The sequence below is a fragment of the Desulfitobacterium metallireducens DSM 15288 genome (assembly GCF_000231405.2).
GTDB classification, from domain to species: Bacteria; Bacillota; Desulfitobacteriia; order Desulfitobacteriales; family Desulfitobacteriaceae; genus Desulfitobacterium_A; species Desulfitobacterium_A metallireducens.
Window position 1 is genome coordinate 1,334,929 of sequence record NZ_CP007032.1, and the last position, 20,257, is coordinate 1,355,185.

The 20,257-nt window shown below is 39.9% G+C and carries 15 protein-coding genes; 13 read left to right on the plus strand and 2 right to left on the minus strand.

Going from position 1 to position 20,257, the window contains the following annotated elements; translation table 11 throughout:
• Window positions 1–103 precede the first annotated feature (103 nt).
• The 10 genes from DESME_RS06500 to DESME_RS06545 all read left to right on the plus strand — a co-directional run bounded on the left by DESME_RS06500 (window position 104) and on the right by DESME_RS06545 (window position 16,036).
• Window positions 104–2,797: a response regulator gene (locus DESME_RS06500; protein WP_006715522.1), complete on the plus strand. Its 2,694-nt coding sequence runs from the start codon at window positions 104–106 to the stop codon at window positions 2,795–2,797.
• Entirely contained in the window at window positions 2,781–3,632 is an 852-nt protein-coding gene (locus tag DESME_RS06505; protein WP_006715521.1) for a CheR family methyltransferase, read from the plus strand. The genes DESME_RS06500 and DESME_RS06505 overlap by 17 nt, the downstream gene beginning before the upstream one ends.
• 22 nt (window positions 3,633–3,654) lie before the next feature.
• The gene (locus DESME_RS06510) at window positions 3,655–5,586 is read left to right on the plus strand and encodes a response regulator (RefSeq protein WP_006715520.1); all 1,932 of its coding nucleotides are present in this window, start codon (window positions 3,655–3,657) and stop codon (window positions 5,584–5,586) included.
• Window positions 5,587–5,689: 103 nt separating this feature from the next.
• Window positions 5,690–6,859 (plus strand): DNA polymerase IV, encoded by a 1,170-nt coding sequence (dinB, locus tag DESME_RS06515; protein ID WP_006715519.1) that lies wholly within the window; start codon window positions 5,690–5,692, stop codon window positions 6,857–6,859.
• 127 nt (window positions 6,860–6,986) lie between these two features.
• The gene (locus DESME_RS06520; RefSeq protein WP_006715518.1) at window positions 6,987–8,153 is read left to right on the plus strand and encodes a C40 family peptidase; all 1,167 of its coding nucleotides are present in this window, start codon (window positions 6,987–6,989) and stop codon (window positions 8,151–8,153) included.
• 123 nt (window positions 8,154–8,276) lie between these two features.
• On the plus strand, window positions 8,277–9,191 hold the full coding sequence (locus DESME_RS06525; protein WP_025248701.1) for a hypothetical protein: 915 nt from the start codon (window positions 8,277–8,279) through the stop codon (window positions 9,189–9,191).
• A gap of 298 nt (window positions 9,192–9,489) precedes the next feature.
• Window positions 9,490–11,913, plus strand: a complete 2,424-nt coding sequence (locus DESME_RS06530; protein WP_006715516.1) for a glycogen/starch/alpha-glucan phosphorylase — start codon at window positions 9,490–9,492, stop codon at window positions 11,911–11,913.
• Between the two features lie 53 nt (window positions 11,914–11,966).
• Window positions 11,967–13,151: a glucose-1-phosphate adenylyltransferase gene (locus tag DESME_RS06535; protein ID WP_025248702.1), complete on the plus strand. Its 1,185-nt coding sequence runs from the start codon at window positions 11,967–11,969 to the stop codon at window positions 13,149–13,151.
• A 38-nt stretch (window positions 13,152–13,189) separates the two neighbouring features.
• Window positions 13,190–14,311 carry a glucose-1-phosphate adenylyltransferase subunit GlgD gene (glgD, locus tag DESME_RS06540; RefSeq protein ID WP_006715514.1) on the plus strand — a complete coding sequence of 374 codons (1,122 nt, stop codon included), beginning with the start codon at window positions 13,190–13,192 and terminating at the stop codon, window positions 14,309–14,311.
• A gap of 138 nt (window positions 14,312–14,449) precedes the next feature.
• Window positions 14,450–16,036, plus strand: coding sequence for a glucose-6-phosphate isomerase (locus tag DESME_RS06545; RefSeq protein ID WP_006715513.1), 1,587 nt, complete (start codon window positions 14,450–14,452; stop codon window positions 16,034–16,036).
• A 55-nt stretch (window positions 16,037–16,091) separates the two neighbouring features.
• Here the strand turns inward: DESME_RS06545 and glk are convergent, their stop codons facing one another.
• The gene (gene glk, locus DESME_RS06550; protein ID WP_025248703.1) at window positions 16,092–17,114 is read right to left on the minus strand and encodes a glucokinase; all 1,023 of its coding nucleotides are present in this window, start codon (window positions 17,112–17,114) and stop codon (window positions 16,092–16,094) included.
• 70 nt (window positions 17,115–17,184) lie between these two features.
• On the opposite strand from glk, the gene DESME_RS06555 reads away from it, so the two are divergent.
• On the plus strand, window positions 17,185–17,694 hold the full coding sequence (locus tag DESME_RS06555) for a VUT family protein (RefSeq protein WP_006715511.1): 510 nt from the start codon (window positions 17,185–17,187) through the stop codon (window positions 17,692–17,694).
• On the plus strand, window positions 17,691–18,362 hold the full coding sequence (gene queC / locus DESME_RS06560) for a 7-cyano-7-deazaguanine synthase QueC (protein WP_006715510.1): 672 nt from the start codon (window positions 17,691–17,693) through the stop codon (window positions 18,360–18,362). Before DESME_RS06555 ends, queC begins: the two co-directional genes overlap by 4 nt.
• Window positions 18,363–18,464: 102 nt before the next feature.
• Here the strand turns inward: queC and DESME_RS06565 are convergent, their stop codons facing one another.
• A complete protein-coding gene (locus DESME_RS06565) occupies window positions 18,465–19,631 on the minus strand; it encodes an iron-containing alcohol dehydrogenase (RefSeq protein WP_006715509.1) in 1,167 nt (388 codons plus the stop codon).
• A gap of 175 nt (window positions 19,632–19,806) precedes the next feature.
• On the opposite strand from DESME_RS06565, the gene DESME_RS06570 reads away from it, so the two are divergent.
• Window positions 19,807–20,250 (plus strand): type II toxin-antitoxin system RatA family toxin, encoded by a 444-nt coding sequence (locus DESME_RS06570; RefSeq protein ID WP_006715508.1) that lies wholly within the window; start codon window positions 19,807–19,809, stop codon window positions 20,248–20,250.
• Window positions 20,251–20,257: the final 7 nt, after the last annotated feature.

The following is a 20,257-nucleotide window of genomic DNA, read 5'->3' on the forward strand; positions in this document are numbered from 1 at the left end:
GGCCTCTTTTTAGTGACACAGTTCGACACCTTGGACAATGTATAATGTGTAAGGAAAATAATCTTATATAGAAGAAACGTTTTTACAAACTGGAGGACATATTATGCGACTTCGCTCTAAGCTTTTTATCGGTTTCGGATTTGTGCTTATCCTAATGGCCTTAAGTGTTTCGCTTTCAATATTCATGTTGAGGGACCAAAATAAAAGCATTAACGAACTTGTCTTAGTTCGTTATGATAAAGTGAGCTTAACAGAAGAAGTTGAAACTGAACGGACGAATACGGCTAAGCGTATTCGAGATTTGCTCTTAGATCCCTCAATAGTAACGCCCGAAGAAATTAAGCTCATAGAGGATTCCCGTCTCAGATCGAACCAAACCATCCAAGAATTACTGAATACAGTAGATGATAATCAAAGGAAGGAATTGCTTACAGAACTGCAGCGAGTCAATCTTATCTATGGAGAAGATATTAAAGATGTCCTTAACCTCCTTGTAGCGGGTAAAAGAGAGGAAGCAACACACTTATTCCTTACTCCGGAACAGAATCAAGTCAGATCAGATATTCAGGAGAAAAGCATTGCATTTCAAAATCTTGAACATACAGAAATGCATGATCTACTCTCACAATCTACCCAGACCTATAAAATGACAATTGTTTTGATGCTCCTCTTTCTAGTTTTGGCTCTAGTATTAGGTATGGTAGTTAGTCGATGGGCTATGCAAGGGGTTAGCCTTAGTATCCGTAGCCTATCGGAAGGGATTACTCGTGTACGTGATCAAAATGGGCACATTCTTCGAATTGAAGATATCCCCCAAAATGAACTTGAACCGATCGGATTGGCCTATAACAGACTAGTGGATTCTATTGAACAACATACTCAACAAGAAGAGATCTATAAACAAACGTTACAAGACACAGCCTTGCTCGAAACCAAAGTAAGCGAAATTATAATTTTATTTCAAGGAATAAGCGATTTAACGACAATGGCGAACCTTTTTTTGAACAAGATAAGTCCTATTATCAATGCGCAATTGGGCATTCTGTATCTTAGAAAAGGGGAACGTGATAATGGATATGGAATAGGCGCAGGACACTTTTTTAGTCCGCTAGCGTCTTATGCCTGTGATCTAGACCTTTTGAAAGAACAAACTATTCAATTCGACGGAGGGCTTGTCCGACAATGTGCTCAGGATCGTCAAAAAGTATTGCTTTCCAATATTCCTGAAGATTATATTAAAATTCACTCTGGGTTAGGAGAAGCCCTGCCTCGAAATATTCTTCTTCTGCCGATTGAATTTGAGGGAGAAGTACTAGCAGTTCTGGAGTTTGCGTCTTTCCATATCTTTTCTATATTTGAGCAAAAGCTACTCGAACGTATCACAGGAATCCTTGGAATTGCTCTTCATAGTGTCGCTCAACAGATGCAAGTGAAGAGGCTTCTCGAACAATCCCAAACGTTAACCGAAGAATTGCAGGTTCAGTCTGAAGAACTGCAATTACAGCATGAAGAGCTTAGAAGTACCAATGAGCAACTGGAAAAACAGAATAGAGAGTCGGAGGTTAAAACTCGGGAAATTGAGAAAGTATCGCAATTCAAGTCTGAATTCTTGGCAAATATGTCACATGAATTAAGGACGCCCCTTAATAGTATGTTAATCCTTGCTCAGACTTTGGCTGATAATAAATATGGAAATTTAACGATAAAGCAAGTGGAATATGCATCTACCATTCATTCTGCAGGAAAGGATTTACTCGACTTAATTAATGATATTTTGGATTTATCTAAAGTGGAATCTGGAAAAATGAATATTGTATTCAGTGAAGTGAGTTTGAATGAATTGCAGAAGGAGATGGAGTGTCAGTTTTCTCCTGTAGCACATCAAAAAGGGCTATCCTTTGAAATTAAAATCTCACCTGACCTTCCTCAAATATTTACTACGGATAAGCAACACGTTCTGCAGATTCTTAAAAATCTTCTATCCAATGCCTTTAAGTTTACGGATAAGGGTCATATTGAACTCAAATTTTATCAACCCTCTGAAAAAAGGATATTACGGGAGGAATTAAGAGGAACCTCGGTACTTGCGCTTTCTGTTACCGATACAGGAATGGGTATCCCGAAAGAGATGCAGGAGCCAATATTTGAAGTCTTTCGTCAAGTCGATGGAACCATGAGCCGAAAGTATGGGGGTACCGGCTTGGGATTATCCATTAGCCGTGAGTTAGCTCATTTATTAGGCGGGACGATTAAGCTACAAAGTGAAGTCGGAAAAGGAAGCATTTTTACCCTTTACATCCCTATTGCAGTGTCAACGCAACTTCAAAAGGAGATTCCTGTTTTAGATCAGGTTGCCACTTCTACCGAACCACTTCTAGAAGATTCCGAAACAATGGTTCCGAATTCGGTCTCACTCGAGGGGAAAACAATTTTGATTGTGGATGATGATATGCGCAATATTTTTGCCTTGACCTCTCTCCTGGAATCCAACAATATGAATGCCCTTTTTGCTGAAAATGGTCGAGACGCACTTGAAGTGCTTTCCAATCATGCAGAGATTGACTTGATACTCATGGATATCATGATGCCTGAAATGGATGGGTATGAGACAATGCGGGTCATCCGTCAGAATGAAGAATACATAACTTTGCCCATCATCGCTCTCACGGCAAAAGTTATGAAAAATGACCGGGAGAAGTGCCTGGAAGCAGGAGCCTCAGATTATATTCAAAAACCGGTTAATGCAGAACAACTCATTTCTCTGATGCGAGTATGGCTCTATGAGAGGGGGGCTTAAGATTAGTAAACCTTCAAATAATGAGCTTGAAACCCTCGAAATTGAACTTCTATTAGAAGGAATTTATCGTTATTACGGTTACGATTTTCGGAACTATACTGCTCCTTACCTCCAACGTCGAGTGAAACACCGGTTACAGGTTGAGAACTTACCGAGTATATCAAGATTGCAAGAACTAGTGCTACATGATCCTCGTATGATGAGAAAACTATTTGGAGATTTTACAATTAATGTTACAGAAATGTTCCGCGATCCCGATTTTTTCCTTTCTTTAAGAATTAACGTAATCCCTACCCTAAAGAAGTTAACGCGTATCCGAATCTGGCAGGCTGGATGTTCTACAGGTGAGGAATCTTATTCATTAGCGATTCTTCTGCGTGAAGAAGGGCTCGCAAGTAAAGTTAAGATTTATGCTACAGATATAAATGAGGCGACGCTTGAAGAAGCCAAAAAAGGATCTTTTCCCATTGCCTCTATGCAAAAATGCACTCGAAACTATATTGAGGCCGGGGGAAAGAACGCTTTTTCTAAATATTACATGGTAGATGGTGAACATGTAATTTTTGATCCCACACTTGCAGAGTCGATCATCTTTGCCCAACATGATTTAGTAAATGACCAATCATTTAATGAATTTGACTTGATTCTTTGCCGGAATGTAATGATTTATTTTAATAAACAACTTCAGAAACAGGTTCATAGACTGCTGCTTGAAAGCCTGAAGACCTCAGGGTTTCTAGGACTTGGAAATAAAGAAGCGCTTATCTTATCAGCCCAGATTCCATGTTACGAGCCCGTAGATTTAAAAGCTAAAATCTTTCGGAAGATAATATAGAAAAGAGGCAGATTGTCGTACTGTGAGTATACGCAAAGCAGAAAAAAGCCAAGTCAATATTTTACTAGTCGATGATCATCCGGAAAATCTAATGGCTTTAGAGGCTGTCCTGTCATCCGCTGAATATCAGGTGATCAAAGCAACCTCTGGTGAGGAAGCCTTAAAATGGGTTTTAAAAGAAGAGTTCGCAGTTATTCTGCTAGATGTTCAAATGCCAAATTTAGATGGTTTTGAGACAGCTCGTTTAATTAAACGGAGAAAAAAGTCGAAGGATATCCCCATTATTTTTATTACTGCACTCAGTCAAGCCTCAGAACATGTTCAGAAAGGATATTCTTCGGGCGGAATTGACTATATTTTCAAGCCTTTTGAACCGGCTGTCTTGATTAAGAAAGTTGAGGGTTTTATAAAGATTTATCAGACCCAAGCCCGAATTAAAACTCAAAGTCATCTCTTACAGCAGCATGCCACTGAACTTGAAGATCTTAACCAAGAACTTAAATCTACCACCGCCGCTTTAAGAAAGGCAGAAGCATTAGCCCGAGCTATTTATGATGTATCAGTTGATACTATTTTAGCCATTGATTCGCAAAGACGTATTGTCAATGCGAATTCAGCAACCAAAGCAATATTTGGTTATCAGTCTAGTGAAATTATCGGTAAAGAGGCTTCTCAACTTATTCCTGAACTAGAGCAGTCCCTTGCAGCAGATAATACTAAGCTACTGTGTACGATAGGGTTACCTAAAAAGGGAAAGCCCATCCCTATTGAAATTTCGTTAGGAAAGGCCATTTTAGATGATCAATACCTAATCGTTTGCTCTATTCGAGATATCACAGAACGTCAGGAAATCGAGAAAGCGCGCAATGAACAATATGAACTATTAGAAAAACTTGTTCAGGAACGAACCTTGGAACTATGTGCATCTAACGAAAAACTTCAACTTTCTGAGCAACTTTTTCACAAAACGTTTGAGTTCAGCCCTAACTTAATGGTAATTCAATCCATGAAGGATGGCCGTTTGGTTGATGTTAATGAAAGTTGGGAGAATATCACGGGATATCGGCTTGAAGAGGTTGAAAATCTCAATCCAGAAATGTTTAAATTTATAGAAGGTAATGCTATTATGTTATTTCCTCAGGAAGAATTACTTCGTAATGTTCGTATAACTTATGAGACAAAGTCGGGCATGATACGGGATGGTCTCTTATCAACTGAGGTTCTAAAATTAAAAGGGGAGAGATGCTTGCTTTGGGTGGTCACTGATATTACAGAGCGTTTACACCTTGAGAAGGAAATGGCTCGTTTAGATCGTCTTGATTTGATTGGTGAAATGGCTGCTGGGATTGCCCATGAAATTAGAAATCCGATGACCACAGTCCGTGGTTTTTTACAAATGATGAAGGCACGTCCACAGCATAACGAAAATCAAGAATACTTTGAATTGATGATGAGTGAACTCGATCGAGCGAACTCTATCATTACGGAATTTCTTACGCTTTCGAAAAACCAGGCTGTAGAATTAAAGATGGATGATATTAATGTTCTTCTTAAAACCCTTTTTCCTTTAATTCAAGCGGATGCCTTCAATCATATGAATGACGTTCGGATGGAGCTTGAGGAGATCCCGAATCTAATGCTTGATCAACGAGAAATTCGCCAGATGATTCTTAACTTAGCCCGGAATGGGATTGATGCGATGCGACCTGGAGGAATTCTCAGTTTGCGGACCTTTTGTGTGGATAATGAAGTTGTCTTGGAGGTACAGGATCAGGGATCTGGTATAGAGTCTGACGTTCTTGAGAAATTGGGCAATCCTTTCTTTACGACAAAAGAGAATGGAACAGGATTAGGTCTTGCCGTTTGCTTCAGGATTGCCGAAAAACATAAAGCTCGGATTTCAATTAAGACCTCTTCTCAGGGAACTACTTTTGATGTGCATTTCCCTACCTAAAAAAGCTCAGCTGAGGCTGAGCTTTTTTAATGATCAGAAATAAAATTTAGGGGTTAACAATGTTATAATCTAGCTATGTTTAATGGTTATGAGGTGTTAAATTATGAGCGATGTTTTTAACTCACGTCAGATAATTCATGTCGATATGGATGCTTTCTATGCCTCAGTGGAGCAACGAGATGATCCTTCTCTTCAGGGACGTCCAGTTGTTGTCGGGGGTAAGCCAGATAGACGTGGTGTTGTTTCAGCAGCTTCCTATGAAGCGCGCCAGGCAGGAATTCATTCAGCAATGCCCTTAACAGAAGCTTATCGTCGTTGCCCTAAGGCAGTTTTTTTACCGGTTAATGGAAAAAAATATTGGCAGGTATCACAGGAAATACGCGACGTTTTTCTGACGTATACTCCTTTGGTGGAACCTATATCCATTGATGAGGCTTTTTTAGATGTTACTGATTCAATACGATTGTTTGGTTCGGCATCAGAAATCGCTCGAGAGATTAAAGAACGTATTAAGAACGAAATCAATCTCATTGCTTCTATTGGTGTTGCAAGTAATAAATTTTTAGCAAAAATTTCTTCAGACTTGGAGAAACCCAATGGATTTGTTGTGGTGAATCCTGATAGAGTGCAAGAGTTTCTTGACCCTTTGTCCGTTGAGCGGATCTGGGGAGTGGGAGATAAAATGGCGGAGCGTCTTCATGGTTTAAATATTCACACCATATGTGAGTTAAGGCAGATTGAACAAGATTATCTCACTCATATCTTTGGTACTTGGGGTAATCAGATCTATGCTTTGGCACGAGGTATTGATGATCGACCTGTAGTAAGTGAGAAAGAAGCAAAATCAATCGGGCGAGAAACAACTTTCGATGATGACCTTGCCGACCGTGAAGTATTAGGAACTATTTTACTCGAGCTTGCTTGTGATATCGCTCAAAGCCTTCGCAAAGAGCAAATGAAAGGGAAAACGGTTACCCTTAAAGTTCGCTATTCTGATTTTCGTACAATTTCTCGCTCCCACACATTAAACAAAGCGACTAATCTGGAAGACATTATCTATCAAGAAGCATGTCAACTTCTCCAGGAAGTATCATTAAAACAAGCTATTCGCTTAATTGGGATAACTCTTCATCATCTAATACGTCAGGATGAAGTACAGCTCGCTCTTTTTGATGAACCTGAAAAAAAACGTGAAAGGTTAGTCAAAGTGATTGATTCTATAAAAGAAAAATATGGAGATAGCAGTATTACACGAGCGCGATTGCTGCACTGAGAAGAGAAAACTAAATGGTCTTTTTCCAGACAACTCCACAAGGATTTTTAGGCTTTCTGTCGAAATAGTTTTTAATCATTATCGACGGACATGGAGTGAATAATCTTAGGAAGTGGAGTTATTAAGGATGAAGAAAATACTCACATCGATACTTTGCCTCAGCTTAATGGGAACAACTTTACAAGTCTATCCCGTTCAAGCGAGTAATTTGCAAGACCAGCTGCAACAATATGAGTCTCAGTATAATCAGTTAAATACACAATTAGCAGGACAGAAGCAAGAGACATCTAGTGCATCCGCTCAGGCGTCAGCCCTTCAACAATCGATCCAAACTTTAAATGAAAGTATCTCTGCTTATCAAAAGGAATTAAATATAGAACAAAAAAATTTAAAAGCCCTTGAGAATAAACAAAAAGAACTTGAAACCGAACGTGAAAATCATGTCGAAGCTTTAGGACAATACATACGAACAAGCTATGAAGAAGGAGCATCAAGTTATCTCCAAGTTCTTTTTCAGGCGAGTAGTTTAACTGATTTTTTAACTCGTCTGGAAGATGTATCGACGATCATTAATACTTATAGTAAACTGCAACTGGATCTAACACAGATCAATCAAGATTTATCGACACAAGAAGCTCAAATTAAAGAAAAAAGCGGTTCACTTCAAGATCTGCTTCAAGCGAAAACCCAGAGTCAGCAGACTGTTCAAGTGGCTCTCGATAAGCAAAAAACACTTGTTGCTCAATTGAGCGCACAGGAAAAATCAACCTATCGGGCAAGATTGAATGCTAAATCGAATGTGGATCGAGTTCAGCAGTTAATCGCTCAGCAAGAGTTAGAGGCACGTTTAGCCGCCCAAAGCCCAATCTCAGATGGAGGGACCAGCTCTACTGGAAGCTCGAGTGGATCTGAGCCAGTTGCTGTATCTGGGGGGGCTCAGTCCATTCTTAGTTACGCTTCACAGTTTTTGGGTACGCCTTATGTTTGGGGCGGAACAAGTCCAAGTGGCTTTGATTGTTCCGGTTTTACGCAATATGTTTTCCACCATGCGGGTATTAACTTGTCTCGGACTTCTCAGTCTCAATATAACCAGGGAACCGCAGTTTCTCGTTCAAACTTGCAACCAGGAGATCTCGTTTTCTTTACAACGTATGGTTCAGGTGCCACTCATGTGGGAATCTATGCCGGAAATAATACGATGATTGATTCTTCGAACGGTGGAGTAACCTACGAGAATATGAATAATTCTTATTGGTCACCTCGCTATCTTGGAGCTCGTCGCATAATAAGTTAGAGATTGTCCGACACAACTTACCATATAATGGAAGTAATAGACACCTTTTTCCAAGGATTTTTGAATCCGAATGAGGAACTCTTCATTACTTGAATTCAAAAACCTTGAAAGGGGTGTATGAGGATGTTTCGAAAGAATGCGAGTGAAATCCTCGGGATGAATCGTCGTATTGGGTTATTGCGGGAAAGGTATAAGAAGATAAGCACTCCACATGAAGCACGCTTTCTCCTTCATCAGACTATTGAGTTCTTAATTTCCGTTGACAAGATTGTGCTTCAAAATTTCATTCTTGACTTAAGGCAGAATGCGACAGATTTAAAATTTAAACATTATCGTGCACGTTGCCAATATATCCTGATTCCACCTGAAGATGCTTTGACATTTTGGATTAATCACGTCTTGGGACATTGCCCAGAGGGATCACGCTTTGCATATTTTGAAGGGGAAATTCTTGAATTGCTAAAGATATTGGAAACGGTCCGGATTAAGGAAGATCAACCTTTTCTTTCCCTTCATAAAGAAATTTCTGTAGCCTTTAAGATTTTCAAAGACAATTACCCAGGATTTTTAGCAGGTCTTACAAGAGAACCCCTTCTAATTCCTGTTATGGATTTTAGCCTTCAAGGTGAAGCAGTAGTGGGTTGTCCACAACATCATTGCTTTGCGCTTTTTGCATCTTCAACTGATATGGAGCATTCACTAGTCACTATTCTCCAGTCCTTAGTTCATATCTTCCATTATTATTTGACTGAGGATTTTGAAGTACTCCCTCCAGGTTTTGATAATTTGCAAGGTGAGCTTTCAGAGGAATCTATAGCTTTACAAGCTCTGAATGCAGAGTCCTTTACCGAAACAATTACGGCTTCCCTCCTCTATGATACAGAATATATGTCACTTGTCGCATATATGGAATTTAGTCATCAACAACATGAAGCGATCAAACAATATTTAATGTGGTTGCAAAACATGTTTTTTAATGGACTTGGAGAAAATGTAAAAAAGTTGATAGAGGAGCATCATCAGAAACTTCACGCATGATCCTTATCACGGCCTGATTAGTATAATCAGACCGTTTTTTATCTAGTTCTTGGTAATTTTCTAAGGGGCTTCAGTTAAGAAAAACAGAAACTCCTGCTAATTCAGCAGGAGTTTCTGTTTTTCTACGGCTAATAGTGTTTTTTTTCCGTACCCATGAGGAGAACAAAACGATATAATCAAATATGAATTACCAATAAAACCCATTTAGCATAATCTGCCCTCTCATTAATAAACATGTTAGTACGTTAATTTTTTAGTAACGTTAATGATCTTCGCAAAATTAAGAGGGGGAGTCTGCTTGTTTTTCGATAAAGAGAGTTTTAAGCAAGCCTACTTAGAGAAATTCGCTGAAGCGGAAGGAAAAACACTCGATGAAGGGACTTCCTGGGATAAGTATCATGCGCTCGTCCTTCTGCTTAAGGAAAAGGTGAGTTTATGCCGTGCTTTGACCAATGAGGCCTATTCCCGCGAAAAAGAAAAACAAGTGTATTACTTTTCAATGGAGTTTTTGATTGGAAAGCTTCTGCCATTCTATTTAGTCAACATGGAAATTTTAAATTTAGTCAGAGAAGGGTTAGCAGATCTTAACATCAATCTCGATGAGCTGTTAGCACAAGAAAGTGATGCTGGCTTAGGAAATGGTGGGTTAGGGCGGTTAGCAGCATGTTTTCTCGATTCCATGTCTTTCAAGGGAATTAAGGGCCATGGGAACGGTATCCATTATAAATATGGATTATTCGAGCAAAAGATAATCAATGGTTTTCAAGCTGAAATCGCAGATAACTGGCTTAAAAATGGATATCCTTGGGAAATGCGTAAACCGGATAAATCGGTTGTTGTTCGCTTCAAGGGGGAGGTGCGAATGGAATCGCTTAAAGGGAAATTAACCTTCGTCCAAGAGAATTATGAACCCATCTTGGCTGTTCCTTATGATATACCGGTTTTTAGTTATCGAAATCCATTTTACATCAATAACTTACGTCTCTGGAGTGCAGAGCCGATGGCTGCAGGTTTAGATTTGGATTTATTTAATAGGGGCGAATTTAAACAAGCCCAGAGCTATAAATCGGAAGTTGAAGCTATTTCTTCGATTCTATATCCTGAGGATAGTCACATTGCAGGGCGAGAGCTGCGTTTAAAGCAGGAGTACTTCTTCGTAGCAGCAGGCCTAGGGTCAATTTTACAGAGTTATAAAAAGGGAAATACGTTACTTTTAGATTTTGCGCAGTGGGTAGCTATTCATATCAATGATACCCATGCAGCACTCTGCATTCCTGAGTTAATGCGACTGCTAATAGATGAAGAAGGCTTGGGCTGGGATGAAGCTTGGAAGATAACGGTAGAGTCGACAAGCTATACGAATCATACTATTATGCCTGAAGCTCTTGAAAAATGGTCAGTTGAAATGATTCAATCCCTTCTCCCTCGAATTTATATGATTATCGAAGAAATCGATCGCCGTTTCCGTGAAGAACATATTCTTAACTTTCCAGAAGATCCAGAACTCCCTGCTTTTGCAGGAGTGATTCGTCATGGGCAGGTTCATATGGCTCATCTGGCGATTATCGGAAGTCATTCCATTAACGGAGTCGCGAAACTTCATTCCCGTTTACTCACAGAACAGGTCTTTCCTCAATTTAATAGGATTTACTCGAAACGCTTTAATAACAAAACGAATGGGGTAAGTCACCGACGTTTTCTTTATGCCGCAAATCCTGGATTATCCCATCTCATAACAGAGGCGATTGGCCCCCATTGGAAAAGGGATGCAGAAGAACTCCAAAAACTTGAAGTTTTTCTTAATGATCAGAGCTTTCTTGAACAATTGGCAAAAGTCAAATTGAATAATAAACTTCGCCTTATCAAGCATGTTAAGGAAAAACAGGGGATAGTTCTTGACCCTTCTTCTTTGTTCGATGTCCAAGTGAAGCGAATTCATGCCTATAAGAGACAACTTTTAAATGTCTTTAAAATTATGAATCTCTATAACCAGTTAAAAGCGAATCCCAATTATTTTATAGAACCCCAAACTTTTATTTTTGGGGGAAAAGCTGCACCTGGTTACCATTATGCAAAGACCTTGATCAAACTGATTAACACCCTTGCTCAGAAAATCAATACAGACAAAGACGTGAATGAAATAATTAAGCTTGTCTTTCTTGAGAATTTTAATGTTTCTTTAGCAGAATTGATCTATCCGGCTGCCGATATCAGTGAACAAATTTCGACAGCGGGCAGAGAAGCCTCGGGGACGGGAAATATGAAATTCATGATGAATGGAGCACTGACATTAGGGACCTTGGATGGCGCCAATATAGAGATCCGCGAAGCGGTCGGAGAGGAAAATATTTTTATTTTCGGGCTCAAGGCTGAAGAAGTTCTTCATTATGCTTATCAAGGCAGTTATAAAGCGTGGGATGAGTATCTGCAGAATCCTGATTTAAAACGGATTCTAGATCAACTGGTTTGTGGTTACTTTCAAGAGGTTGGTGGAGAATTTATTACGATTCATGATTCACTTCTCCACTATAATGATGAGTTTTTTGTACTTAAGGATTTTTGCTCCTATTACGAAACCTATCAGAAAATACTTAACCTCTACATTCAGAAAAAAGAGTGGTCGCGATCTACCCTTGTTAATATCGCACGATCAGGGTGCTTTTCCAGTGACAGGACGGTAAGCGAATATGCTGAGAAAATATGGAACATCCGGTGTCGCTAAAAGAATGATTTATGGACAAGCGAATATATAGGATAGTAGAGGGAAGTGTGATTATGCTAAAAAAAGAGTGTGTCGCTATGTTATTAGCTGGGGGGCAGGGGAGCCGGTTAGGCTGCCTAACCCGGAATATCGCTAAACCTGCCGTTTCTTTTGGGGGAAAATATCGAATTATTGATTTTAGCCTGAGTAATTGTTCGCATTCGAACATCGACACGGTAGGGGTAGTGACCCAATATAAGCCTTTTATTCTCAATTCCTATATTGGTACAGGTTCAGCCTGGGATCTTGATCGAGCTTTTGGCGGAGTCAATATTCTTCCACCCTATATGGGTGAAACTGAGGGTAGTTGGTATAAGGGAACTGCTAATGCGATTTATCAAAATATCGATTTTATCAATCACTATGACCCTGAGTATGTGCTCATAATTTCAGGTGATCACATTTATAAAATGAACTATGTTACACTTTTAGAATTTCATAAGGAAAAGGAGGCAGAGGTGACCATCTCGACACTAGAAGTTCCATGGAAAGAAGCCACACGTTTTGGAATTATGAGTGTGGACGAAGATTATAAAATCACAAAGTTCCAGGAAAAACCATATCAGCCGGAAAGTAATCTGGCCTCAATGGGAGTTTATCTTTTTAACTGGTCAGTCTTGAAAGAAGCACTCATTGAAGATGAAATGGATGAGGATTCTGAACATGACTTTGGAAAGAATGTTATTCCTATGTTACTTAATCAAGGAAGAAAACTCTACGCCTATTCTTTTCAAGGGTATTGGAAGGATGTGGGAACGATAGAAAGCTATTACCAGGCGAGCATGGAGTCGTTACGTTCTCAAGAGTCAGTTAACCTTTTTGACCCTGAATTTAGAATTTTATCCAATGATACGGTTCAAACTCCGCATTATGTGGGGGTAGATGCGAAGATCGAAAACAGTCTGATTTGTAATGGTTGCATTGTATTGGGAAAGGTCAGCAATTCAATCTTGGCGCCAGGGGTTTATGTCGGTGAAGCATCTGAAGTTAAGGATAGTATTGTTCTTCCTCACGCTAAAATCGACGCAAATACGTATATAGAAAAAGCCATTATCGGCGAAAAGACTGAAATTCAGAGCCACTGCTTGATTCGGCCTGTGGGTAAATATAGCTCAGCCCATTCAGGCATAACTGTTGTACAGGATCATGATATTGTCCCCCAAGGTACAGTCCTCGAGGCAGGAGGGCTATGCCGTTAAGATTTCATCATTACGTGTGCAGAAAGGGAAGAGAGAAGATGAGGAGTGTTATTGGCATCATTTTTGGAAATACCCGTTCCGATTTACTTCAAGGCTTGACTCAGGAGCGGCCGATTGCAGCTGTTCCTTTTGGCGGAAAATTTCGGCTCCTCGATTTCGCTTTATCTAGTCTCGTCAATTCAGGAATTCGAACGGTAGGGTTAATTACTCCCCAACATTACCGGTCTGTACTTGATCATACAGGTGCCGGTAAAGATTGGTACCTGGACCGTAAATCTGGCGGACTATTCGTATTACCTGGAGCTAATCATGGCTTAATCAGTGAGCAATCCCAATTTTTGATTAAGGATATCGCCCTTAACATTGAATTTTTGGAAAAGGATGTTTCTGAAAATGTTGTAATCACGAACTGTAACCAAGTTTATAATATCAATTATCGAGATGCTATTAACTTTCACGAGAAAAAGCAAGCCGATATTACAATGCTTTATAAAAAGTCAGACCAATCTAGTGATCTTGAGGGAAGAATGGTCTTAGCTTTGGATGAGGGGCAAACCGTCCAAGCTTTGGTGGAGAAAGAAGGAAAAGAGGATCCCGCGAGTATTCAGCCCTATTTCATAGATATGTTTATCATTCGTCGTAAACTATTATTAGAGTTAATCAGAGGCTATAAGCCCATTGATACGATCGATCTCCAAGAAGCTATTAGGGATAACATAAACTTACTCAAAGTTTATGCATTTCGAACCAACGCCTATATTGGTAGGATCCGCTCCATTGCGGATTATTTTAATCGAAATATGGATCTCTTGAATCCAGAGATCAGCGAAGAGCTCCTACAGAGCAAGAATCGCCTTTATACTAAAGTTCGTGATAAACCTCCAACCTTCTACAGTTCAAGTGCTAATGTTCGAGATTCTCTACTGACATGTGAATGTTTACTCGATGGAGAAGTTGAGCATTCAATCTTATCCCGAGGAGTGGTGGTTAAACCCGGTGCTAAAGTTAAAAATAGTATTCTTATGCAGAAATGTGTTATCGCTGAGAATGCAGTTCTTGAAAATGTAATTCTTGATAAATTCGTGGAAGTCAAAGAGGGGAATGTCCTAAAGGGAAGTCGAAATAATCCCTTGGTTATTTCTAAAAAGTCGATGATTTAGGCATCAGTCCTTGGGAAGGATTAACTTTGAAGAGGATTTCTCAGAATCACACAGAACAATTATATACAGGTTTATGTAGAATATTGGCTCAATCATCACGCATCTATAGAAAGAGACAGATAAGGAAGGGTGGACAAATTGACCGAATCATTTTGGCAAAAATTCAAGAACAGTTTTTACGCATATTCTGATTTGAATCTAATGCTTGATATTAGCCATATGACGATCTCAGAAAATTTCTTTAGTCAAATGGCTCCTCAAATGGAGAAGATATACGCTCAAATTGATTTATTGGAAAAAGGCGCAATTGCGAATCCGGATGAAAACCGAAGGGTAGGACATTACTGGTTAAGAAATCCCGAATTAGCTCCAGACATGGAGATAGCGCAAGCCATTCAAGAAAATATAGAAAATATAAAGGTATTTACGCAACAAATTCATAGCGGAAAAATTCGTCCTGAAAACGGGGGCATCTTTAAAAATATTCTGCTTATTGGAGTCGGAGGTTCTTGTTTAGGGCCTCAGTTTGTCTCAGAAGCACTTGGAACTAATAAAGATCAAATGGTGTTATACTTTATTGATAATACTGACCCTGATGGGATGGATCAGATTTTTACACGGTTAGAACCTGAGCTCGATTCTACCCTCTGTATTGTAATATCTAAAAGTGGCGGAACGCTCGAAACGAGAAATGGAATGCTCGAAGCCAAAAACCGCTATCACATAAAATCTTTAGATTTTTCGAAACATGCAGTAAGTATTACGCAAGTAGGAAGTAAGCTATATCAAACGTCTCAATCCGAAAGATGGCTTCGGTCATTTCCCATGTGGGATTGGGTGGGGGGTAGAACTTCTGTCCTCTCAGCAGTAGGGCTCGTCGGGCTCGCATTGCAGGGGATTGATATTGATTCTTTGCTGGCTGGTGCTCGGCTCTGTGATGAAAAAACGCGAGGTGTTATAACTTCACAAAATCCAGCGTCTCTTCTCGCCTTAATGTGGTATAAGGCCACCGAAGGCAAGGGGGGCAAGCAAATGGTGATGCTTCCATATAAGGATCGACTTGTACTTTTCTCGAAATACTTACAGCAACTTATCATGGAGTCTTTAGGAAAAGAGAAAGACCTCGAAGGACGCATTGTACATCAAGGTCTAGCCGTTTTCGGAAATAAAGGTTCGACAGACCAGCATTCTTATGTTCAGCAACTCCTCGAGGGTTCAGATAATTTTTTCGTCACGTTTATCGAAGTGTTGAGGGATCGAGTTCAACTCTCCCCAATCCTCGCTGATAATAGCACAAGCGGAGATTATCTTCAGGCTTCTCTACTCGGAACACGCGCAGCCTTGACGATGAAAGGTCGTGAATCGATCACGATCACGATTTCTGACGTTACGCCGTTCTCAATTGGAATGCTCATCAGCCTTTTTGAACGGGCTGTCAGTATCTATGCTCTCTTAGTGAATGTCAACGCCTATCATCAGCCTGCTGTGGAAATGGGAAAAACATGTACGGGAGAAGCTATTACGCTTAAGAATTGTGTCCTCGCTTTCTTGCGTGCGCACCGCAATCAGAAATTTACGGTGGAGGAATTGGTTGAACAATTAGACTGTCCGAATACTGAAGAACTTATTTTTAAGCTATTAGTTCATTTACGATCGAATCCCGATCATTCGGTTAAGCTTAAGAAGCATGAGAATATCTTTGATGATCAGTATTATGTAGAATAAATATATTCAAGCAGGTGTCCAGCACTAAGAGTGTGATTATGTAGCTTTCAGGTCTTTAATCTCGTTGAAGAATCGCATATCGAGCGGCTCCATAGAGAGCCGTTTTTTCGTCTAGAATGACATAGACGGGGATACTTTCGAGTAACTCGCAAAATCTACCTTTATCATAAAACGCGTTGAGAAACCTTCCCTCATGTAACTGCGGGAGCAGCTTAGGTACAATTCCGCCTCCAAGATAAATTCCACCGAACGCTAAACTTCTGAGGGCTAAATTGCCTGCTTCTGCTCCTAGAATTTCAAGGAAAAGGTTAAGAGCATGTTCACATACTGGACAGCTTTTAGCAATTGCTTTTTGAGTAATTACTTCTGGAGAGAGTAGGGAAGAAGTTTGATCATCTTTGCCCGCTTCATTCAGGAAGAAACGATAAAGGCGTGTAAGTCCCGGCCCGGACAGGATTCTTTCATTGCTTACATGTCCGAATTCGAGATGAAGAAAACGCCATAAGCGCACCTCTAACTCACTTCGGGGAGCGAAATCACCATGTGCCCCTTCGGTGGGCATTACGTATTGTTCTTCTATGATAAGGGATTCCCCTAAGCCTGTTCCTGGAGCAAGGATTGCTCGATTAAAAGAGGGTAAATGTGTGTAGGAACAAGCTGATTTTTTTGTGGTAAGACAGTCAAGTTGCGATGGCTTCAGTGACAGAAGCCCATAACCAAGTGCAACGAGATCATTACAAAAACTCAGACGTGTTTCAATATTTATGGATTTTTGAACGCGCTCTAAATCTATCGTTTTGCCAAGATTGGTTAACTGACAGTGATTGTCTTGGATAGGCCCAGCAAAACTCAAACAGCCTGACTCTATCTCCTCTGGGCTTACGCCTGCATTCTTTAAAAAATCATATATTACAGGTACTAAATCTTGCCAGCCTGTGCTGGCTTGTTTTTTTTGTCTTACCAGACAAAGCTCGGATCCGCTTTGTTCAAATATACCAAGCCGTGTATTCGTACCTCCAATATCGCCAGCTAAAATCATGGGATTTCTCAACTCCTTGTCTTCTTTGTTTAATACCATAAACTTACTGCTTAATTTGTCATTTTTGCGTTATAATAGATGGTATTCTTACATTCAAAGGAGATGCTCCATGTTTATCGTTATTGCATATCTCGCCGCAAATGTTTTATCCAATATATCTGTAGCGTATTTTGGACCCATTTCAACCCCGATCAATGCCTTTCTGTTGATCGCTTTTGATCTTGTTTCGCGTGATGCTTTACATGAGCGATGGCATCATAAAAATCTTAAGCTCAAAATGATACTCCTCATTGGGACAGGTGCAATCTTATCCTATTTAGTGAATAGGGGAGCGGGACAAATTGCTATTGCGTCGTTTGTCGCCTTTCTACTTACAGGATTAGCGGATACCTTAGTTTATCATTTTCTAAGGGATGAACCCAAGCTAATTAAAGTAAATGGATCTAATCTTGTATCTGCAGCAGTCGATTCAATAGCCTTTCCAACGCTTGCTTTTGGCAGTTTTATCCCTTGGGTTATTTTGGGGCAATTTTTAGCAAAAGCTTTGGGAGGATATATTTGGTCTTTAGTTCTTTTTCATGGGAATAATAATGGGAAGAAGGGGGAAGCAACAGCATGAAAAAAGCCGTTATTTTACTTTCTGGAGGATTAGATAGCACTACATGTATGAGTGTAGCTCATCAAGAAGGTTATGAGCTTTATCCAATCTCTTTTAACTACGGACAAAGACACCAAAGAGAACTTGAGAGTGCCAAAGCAGTGGCATCTTTTTATCGGGTTAAGGAGCACCGTATTTTTGAGATCGATTATGTAGGAGGAAGCGCTCTGACGGATCCTTCGATATCCGTACCTGCATATCAAGAAGCAGAGGGAATCCCAGTAACTTATGTTCCAGCTCGCAATATTCTTTTCTTAAGTTATGCTCTAGGATATGCCGAGGTTCTTGGTGCTGAAGCCATATTCATTGGGGTGAGTTCAATTGATTACAGCGGTTATCCAGATTGCCGTCCTGAGTTTATCGAAGCTTTCCAACAAGTTGTTAAGGTAGGAACGAAAGCAGGTGTTGATGGAAAAGCGATGACTATTAGAACACCTCTTATTCAACTTTCAAAAGCGGCTACAATCCAGTTGGCAATGGCGAATGGCGCGCCTCTGCACCTGACGACAAGTTGCTATCAGGGAGGGGAAAAGGCGTGTGGGATCTGCGATAGCTGTACTTTACGTCTTAAAGGGTTTAAAGAAGCTGGATTAGTTGATCCTATTCCGTATGAGACTTTTTCCGTTTGAGACACTCCTGTAGCTTTTTGTAATGGGCGAGAAACAGTAAACTCCGCTCTCATTTCCGGTAATGAGGCGGAGTTTACTATCGCGTAATCAGTTGAAAAAATATTATAGTGCTGATTTATAAATATTATAGACATCTTCAGTAGTGAGCGGTCGGAATTCACCGATCGTTCCTTTTTTTGTTGCAGCTTTGGCCATAACTTTTAAATTTTCTTCGCCAATATTTACATCGCGAAGCGTTGATGGTAGACCTAAAGAAACGAAGAATTCTCTCGTTTTCGTGATGGCTTGTTGAGCGATGATATAGGGATCTTCATTAGGTTTTAAACCCCAAACATTGATTCCGTAATCTTTAAATTGTTCAACTGTAGCATCATTTAAAACATATTCCATCCAGTATGGGGTCAAAATCGCAAGGCCTTCACCATGGGTAATATCATAATAGGCACTTAATTCGTGCTCCATAGGATGGCAACTCCAATTTCTTTCCTTCCCATAACTTAAGAGCCCATTGATAGCTAGGCTGGAAGACCACATTAAGTTAGCTCTTGCTTCATAATTTTCAGGATCTTCTAAGGCAATTGGAGCATATTGGATACAGGTCTTTAAAATTCCCTCTGCCAACCGACTTTGCAGATAGGCCCCCTTAACCACCGTAAAATAATTTTCGATAGTATGGCTCATAATATCCGCTGTTCCAGCAGCAGTCTGTTTTTTAGGGACGCTATAGGTATAGGTTGGGTCAAGAATTGAAAATTTAGGGACCAGGACAGCGTTGCCTAGACCTATTTTCTGATGAGCTTCCAGGTTGCTAATCACTGAGAAATTATCCATTTCTGAACCAGTGGCAGAGAGTGTTAGAATGGAGCCAAGAGGTAGTGTTTTTTCACATTTTGCTTTGCCAATCATTAAATTCCAGGGGTCTGACTCATAATAGAAGCCTGCTGCGATAAGTTTAGCGCAATCAATTGAGCTTCCGCCCCCTACGGCGAGAACAAAGTCGAGGTTATTATCTCGACAAATTTTAATACCTTGTCGAACGCTCTCAATTCGGGGATTGGGATCAATCCCGCCTAATTCAAAGAGCGAAAGATCATTAGTTTTTAATATTTCAAGCACTTTGTCATAGAGTCCTATGCGTTTAATGCTTCCGCCGCCATAAACGAGAAGAACGCGTGAACCTCCAAAAATTCGAATTTGTTCGGACAAGACGTTTATCTGATCTTTACCAAAAAAGATTTGAGTTGGAGTAGAATAATTAAAATTTCGCATGTCTTACGCTCCTTTCTGTTATCTTTTATTGTAGACTGAGGGGTTTGCTTTCGCAAGATTTATCAGTTCTGAATGAATCATTGATGTTCAAAAAGGATGATAATATACAGCGTTCATTAAAGGAAATACGATGTGATTTAGAGAATTGGAAGATTAGAAAGAGGTGTCTTAATTTATGCAGCATTTAATGGCCAGTGATTGTCGTCTTTATTCTTATCCTCCAGAAAAAATATATGAGGTACTCTCTGATATCCCAGGATATGCTAAATGGTGGCCATGGGGAGTTAGAGTTAAGAAAATTGAGCAAAGTTTAGATAGAATCGGAGATAAAATTGAAGTCTGGGCTTCTGGTGGCTGGTTCAGATGTTCAGTAAACGACCTGCGGCCCAATGAACGGGTTGAAATTGTATATTATGCTGGTGTTGTTCTAGGGGAAACGTATTGGACAATTACGCCCCAAGAGGATGGAAGCACAAGGGTTTGCTATACGATCGATGTAGAGCTAAATGGTTTGCTCCCGAAACTTATGGGGGTTGTTATTGATTTTTCAGCGATTCATTCTTTCCAATTTAAGAGAGTACTCGCGTGTTTAGATAATTATCTTCGGAGAACGAATTAAGTATGCA

What these genes read in the sequence shown, in the direction of transcription:
- DESME_RS06500 (WP_006715522.1), top strand. Translation starts at nt 104, where the DNA reads ATGCGACTTCGCTCTAAGCTTTTTATCGGTTTCGGATTTGTGCTTATC.
- DESME_RS06505 (WP_006715521.1), top strand. Translation starts at nt 2,781, where the DNA reads ATGAGAGGGGGGCTTAAGATTAGTAAACCTTCAAATAATGAGCTTGAA.
- dinB (WP_006715519.1), top strand. Translation starts at nt 5,690, where the DNA reads ATGAGCGATGTTTTTAACTCACGTCAGATAATTCATGTCGATATGGAT.
- DESME_RS06520 (WP_006715518.1), top strand. Translation starts at nt 6,987, where the DNA reads ATGAAGAAAATACTCACATCGATACTTTGCCTCAGCTTAATGGGAACA.
- DESME_RS06525 (WP_025248701.1), top strand. Translation starts at nt 8,277, where the DNA reads ATGTTTCGAAAGAATGCGAGTGAAATCCTCGGGATGAATCGTCGTATT.
- DESME_RS06535 (WP_025248702.1), top strand. Translation starts at nt 11,967, where the DNA reads ATGCTAAAAAAAGAGTGTGTCGCTATGTTATTAGCTGGGGGGCAGGGG.
- glgD (WP_006715514.1), top strand. Translation starts at nt 13,190, where the DNA reads ATGAGGAGTGTTATTGGCATCATTTTTGGAAATACCCGTTCCGATTTA.
- glk (WP_025248703.1), bottom strand. Translation starts at nt 17,114, where the DNA reads ATGGTATTAAACAAAGAAGACAAGGAGTTGAGAAATCCCATGATTTTA.
- DESME_RS06555 (WP_006715511.1), top strand. Translation starts at nt 17,185, where the DNA reads ATGTTTATCGTTATTGCATATCTCGCCGCAAATGTTTTATCCAATATA.
- queC (WP_006715510.1), top strand. Translation starts at nt 17,691, where the DNA reads ATGAAAAAAGCCGTTATTTTACTTTCTGGAGGATTAGATAGCACTACA.
- DESME_RS06565 (WP_006715509.1), bottom strand. Translation starts at nt 19,631, where the DNA reads ATGCGAAATTTTAATTATTCTACTCCAACTCAAATCTTTTTTGGTAAA.
- DESME_RS06570 (WP_006715508.1), top strand. Translation starts at nt 19,807, where the DNA reads ATGCAGCATTTAATGGCCAGTGATTGTCGTCTTTATTCTTATCCTCCA.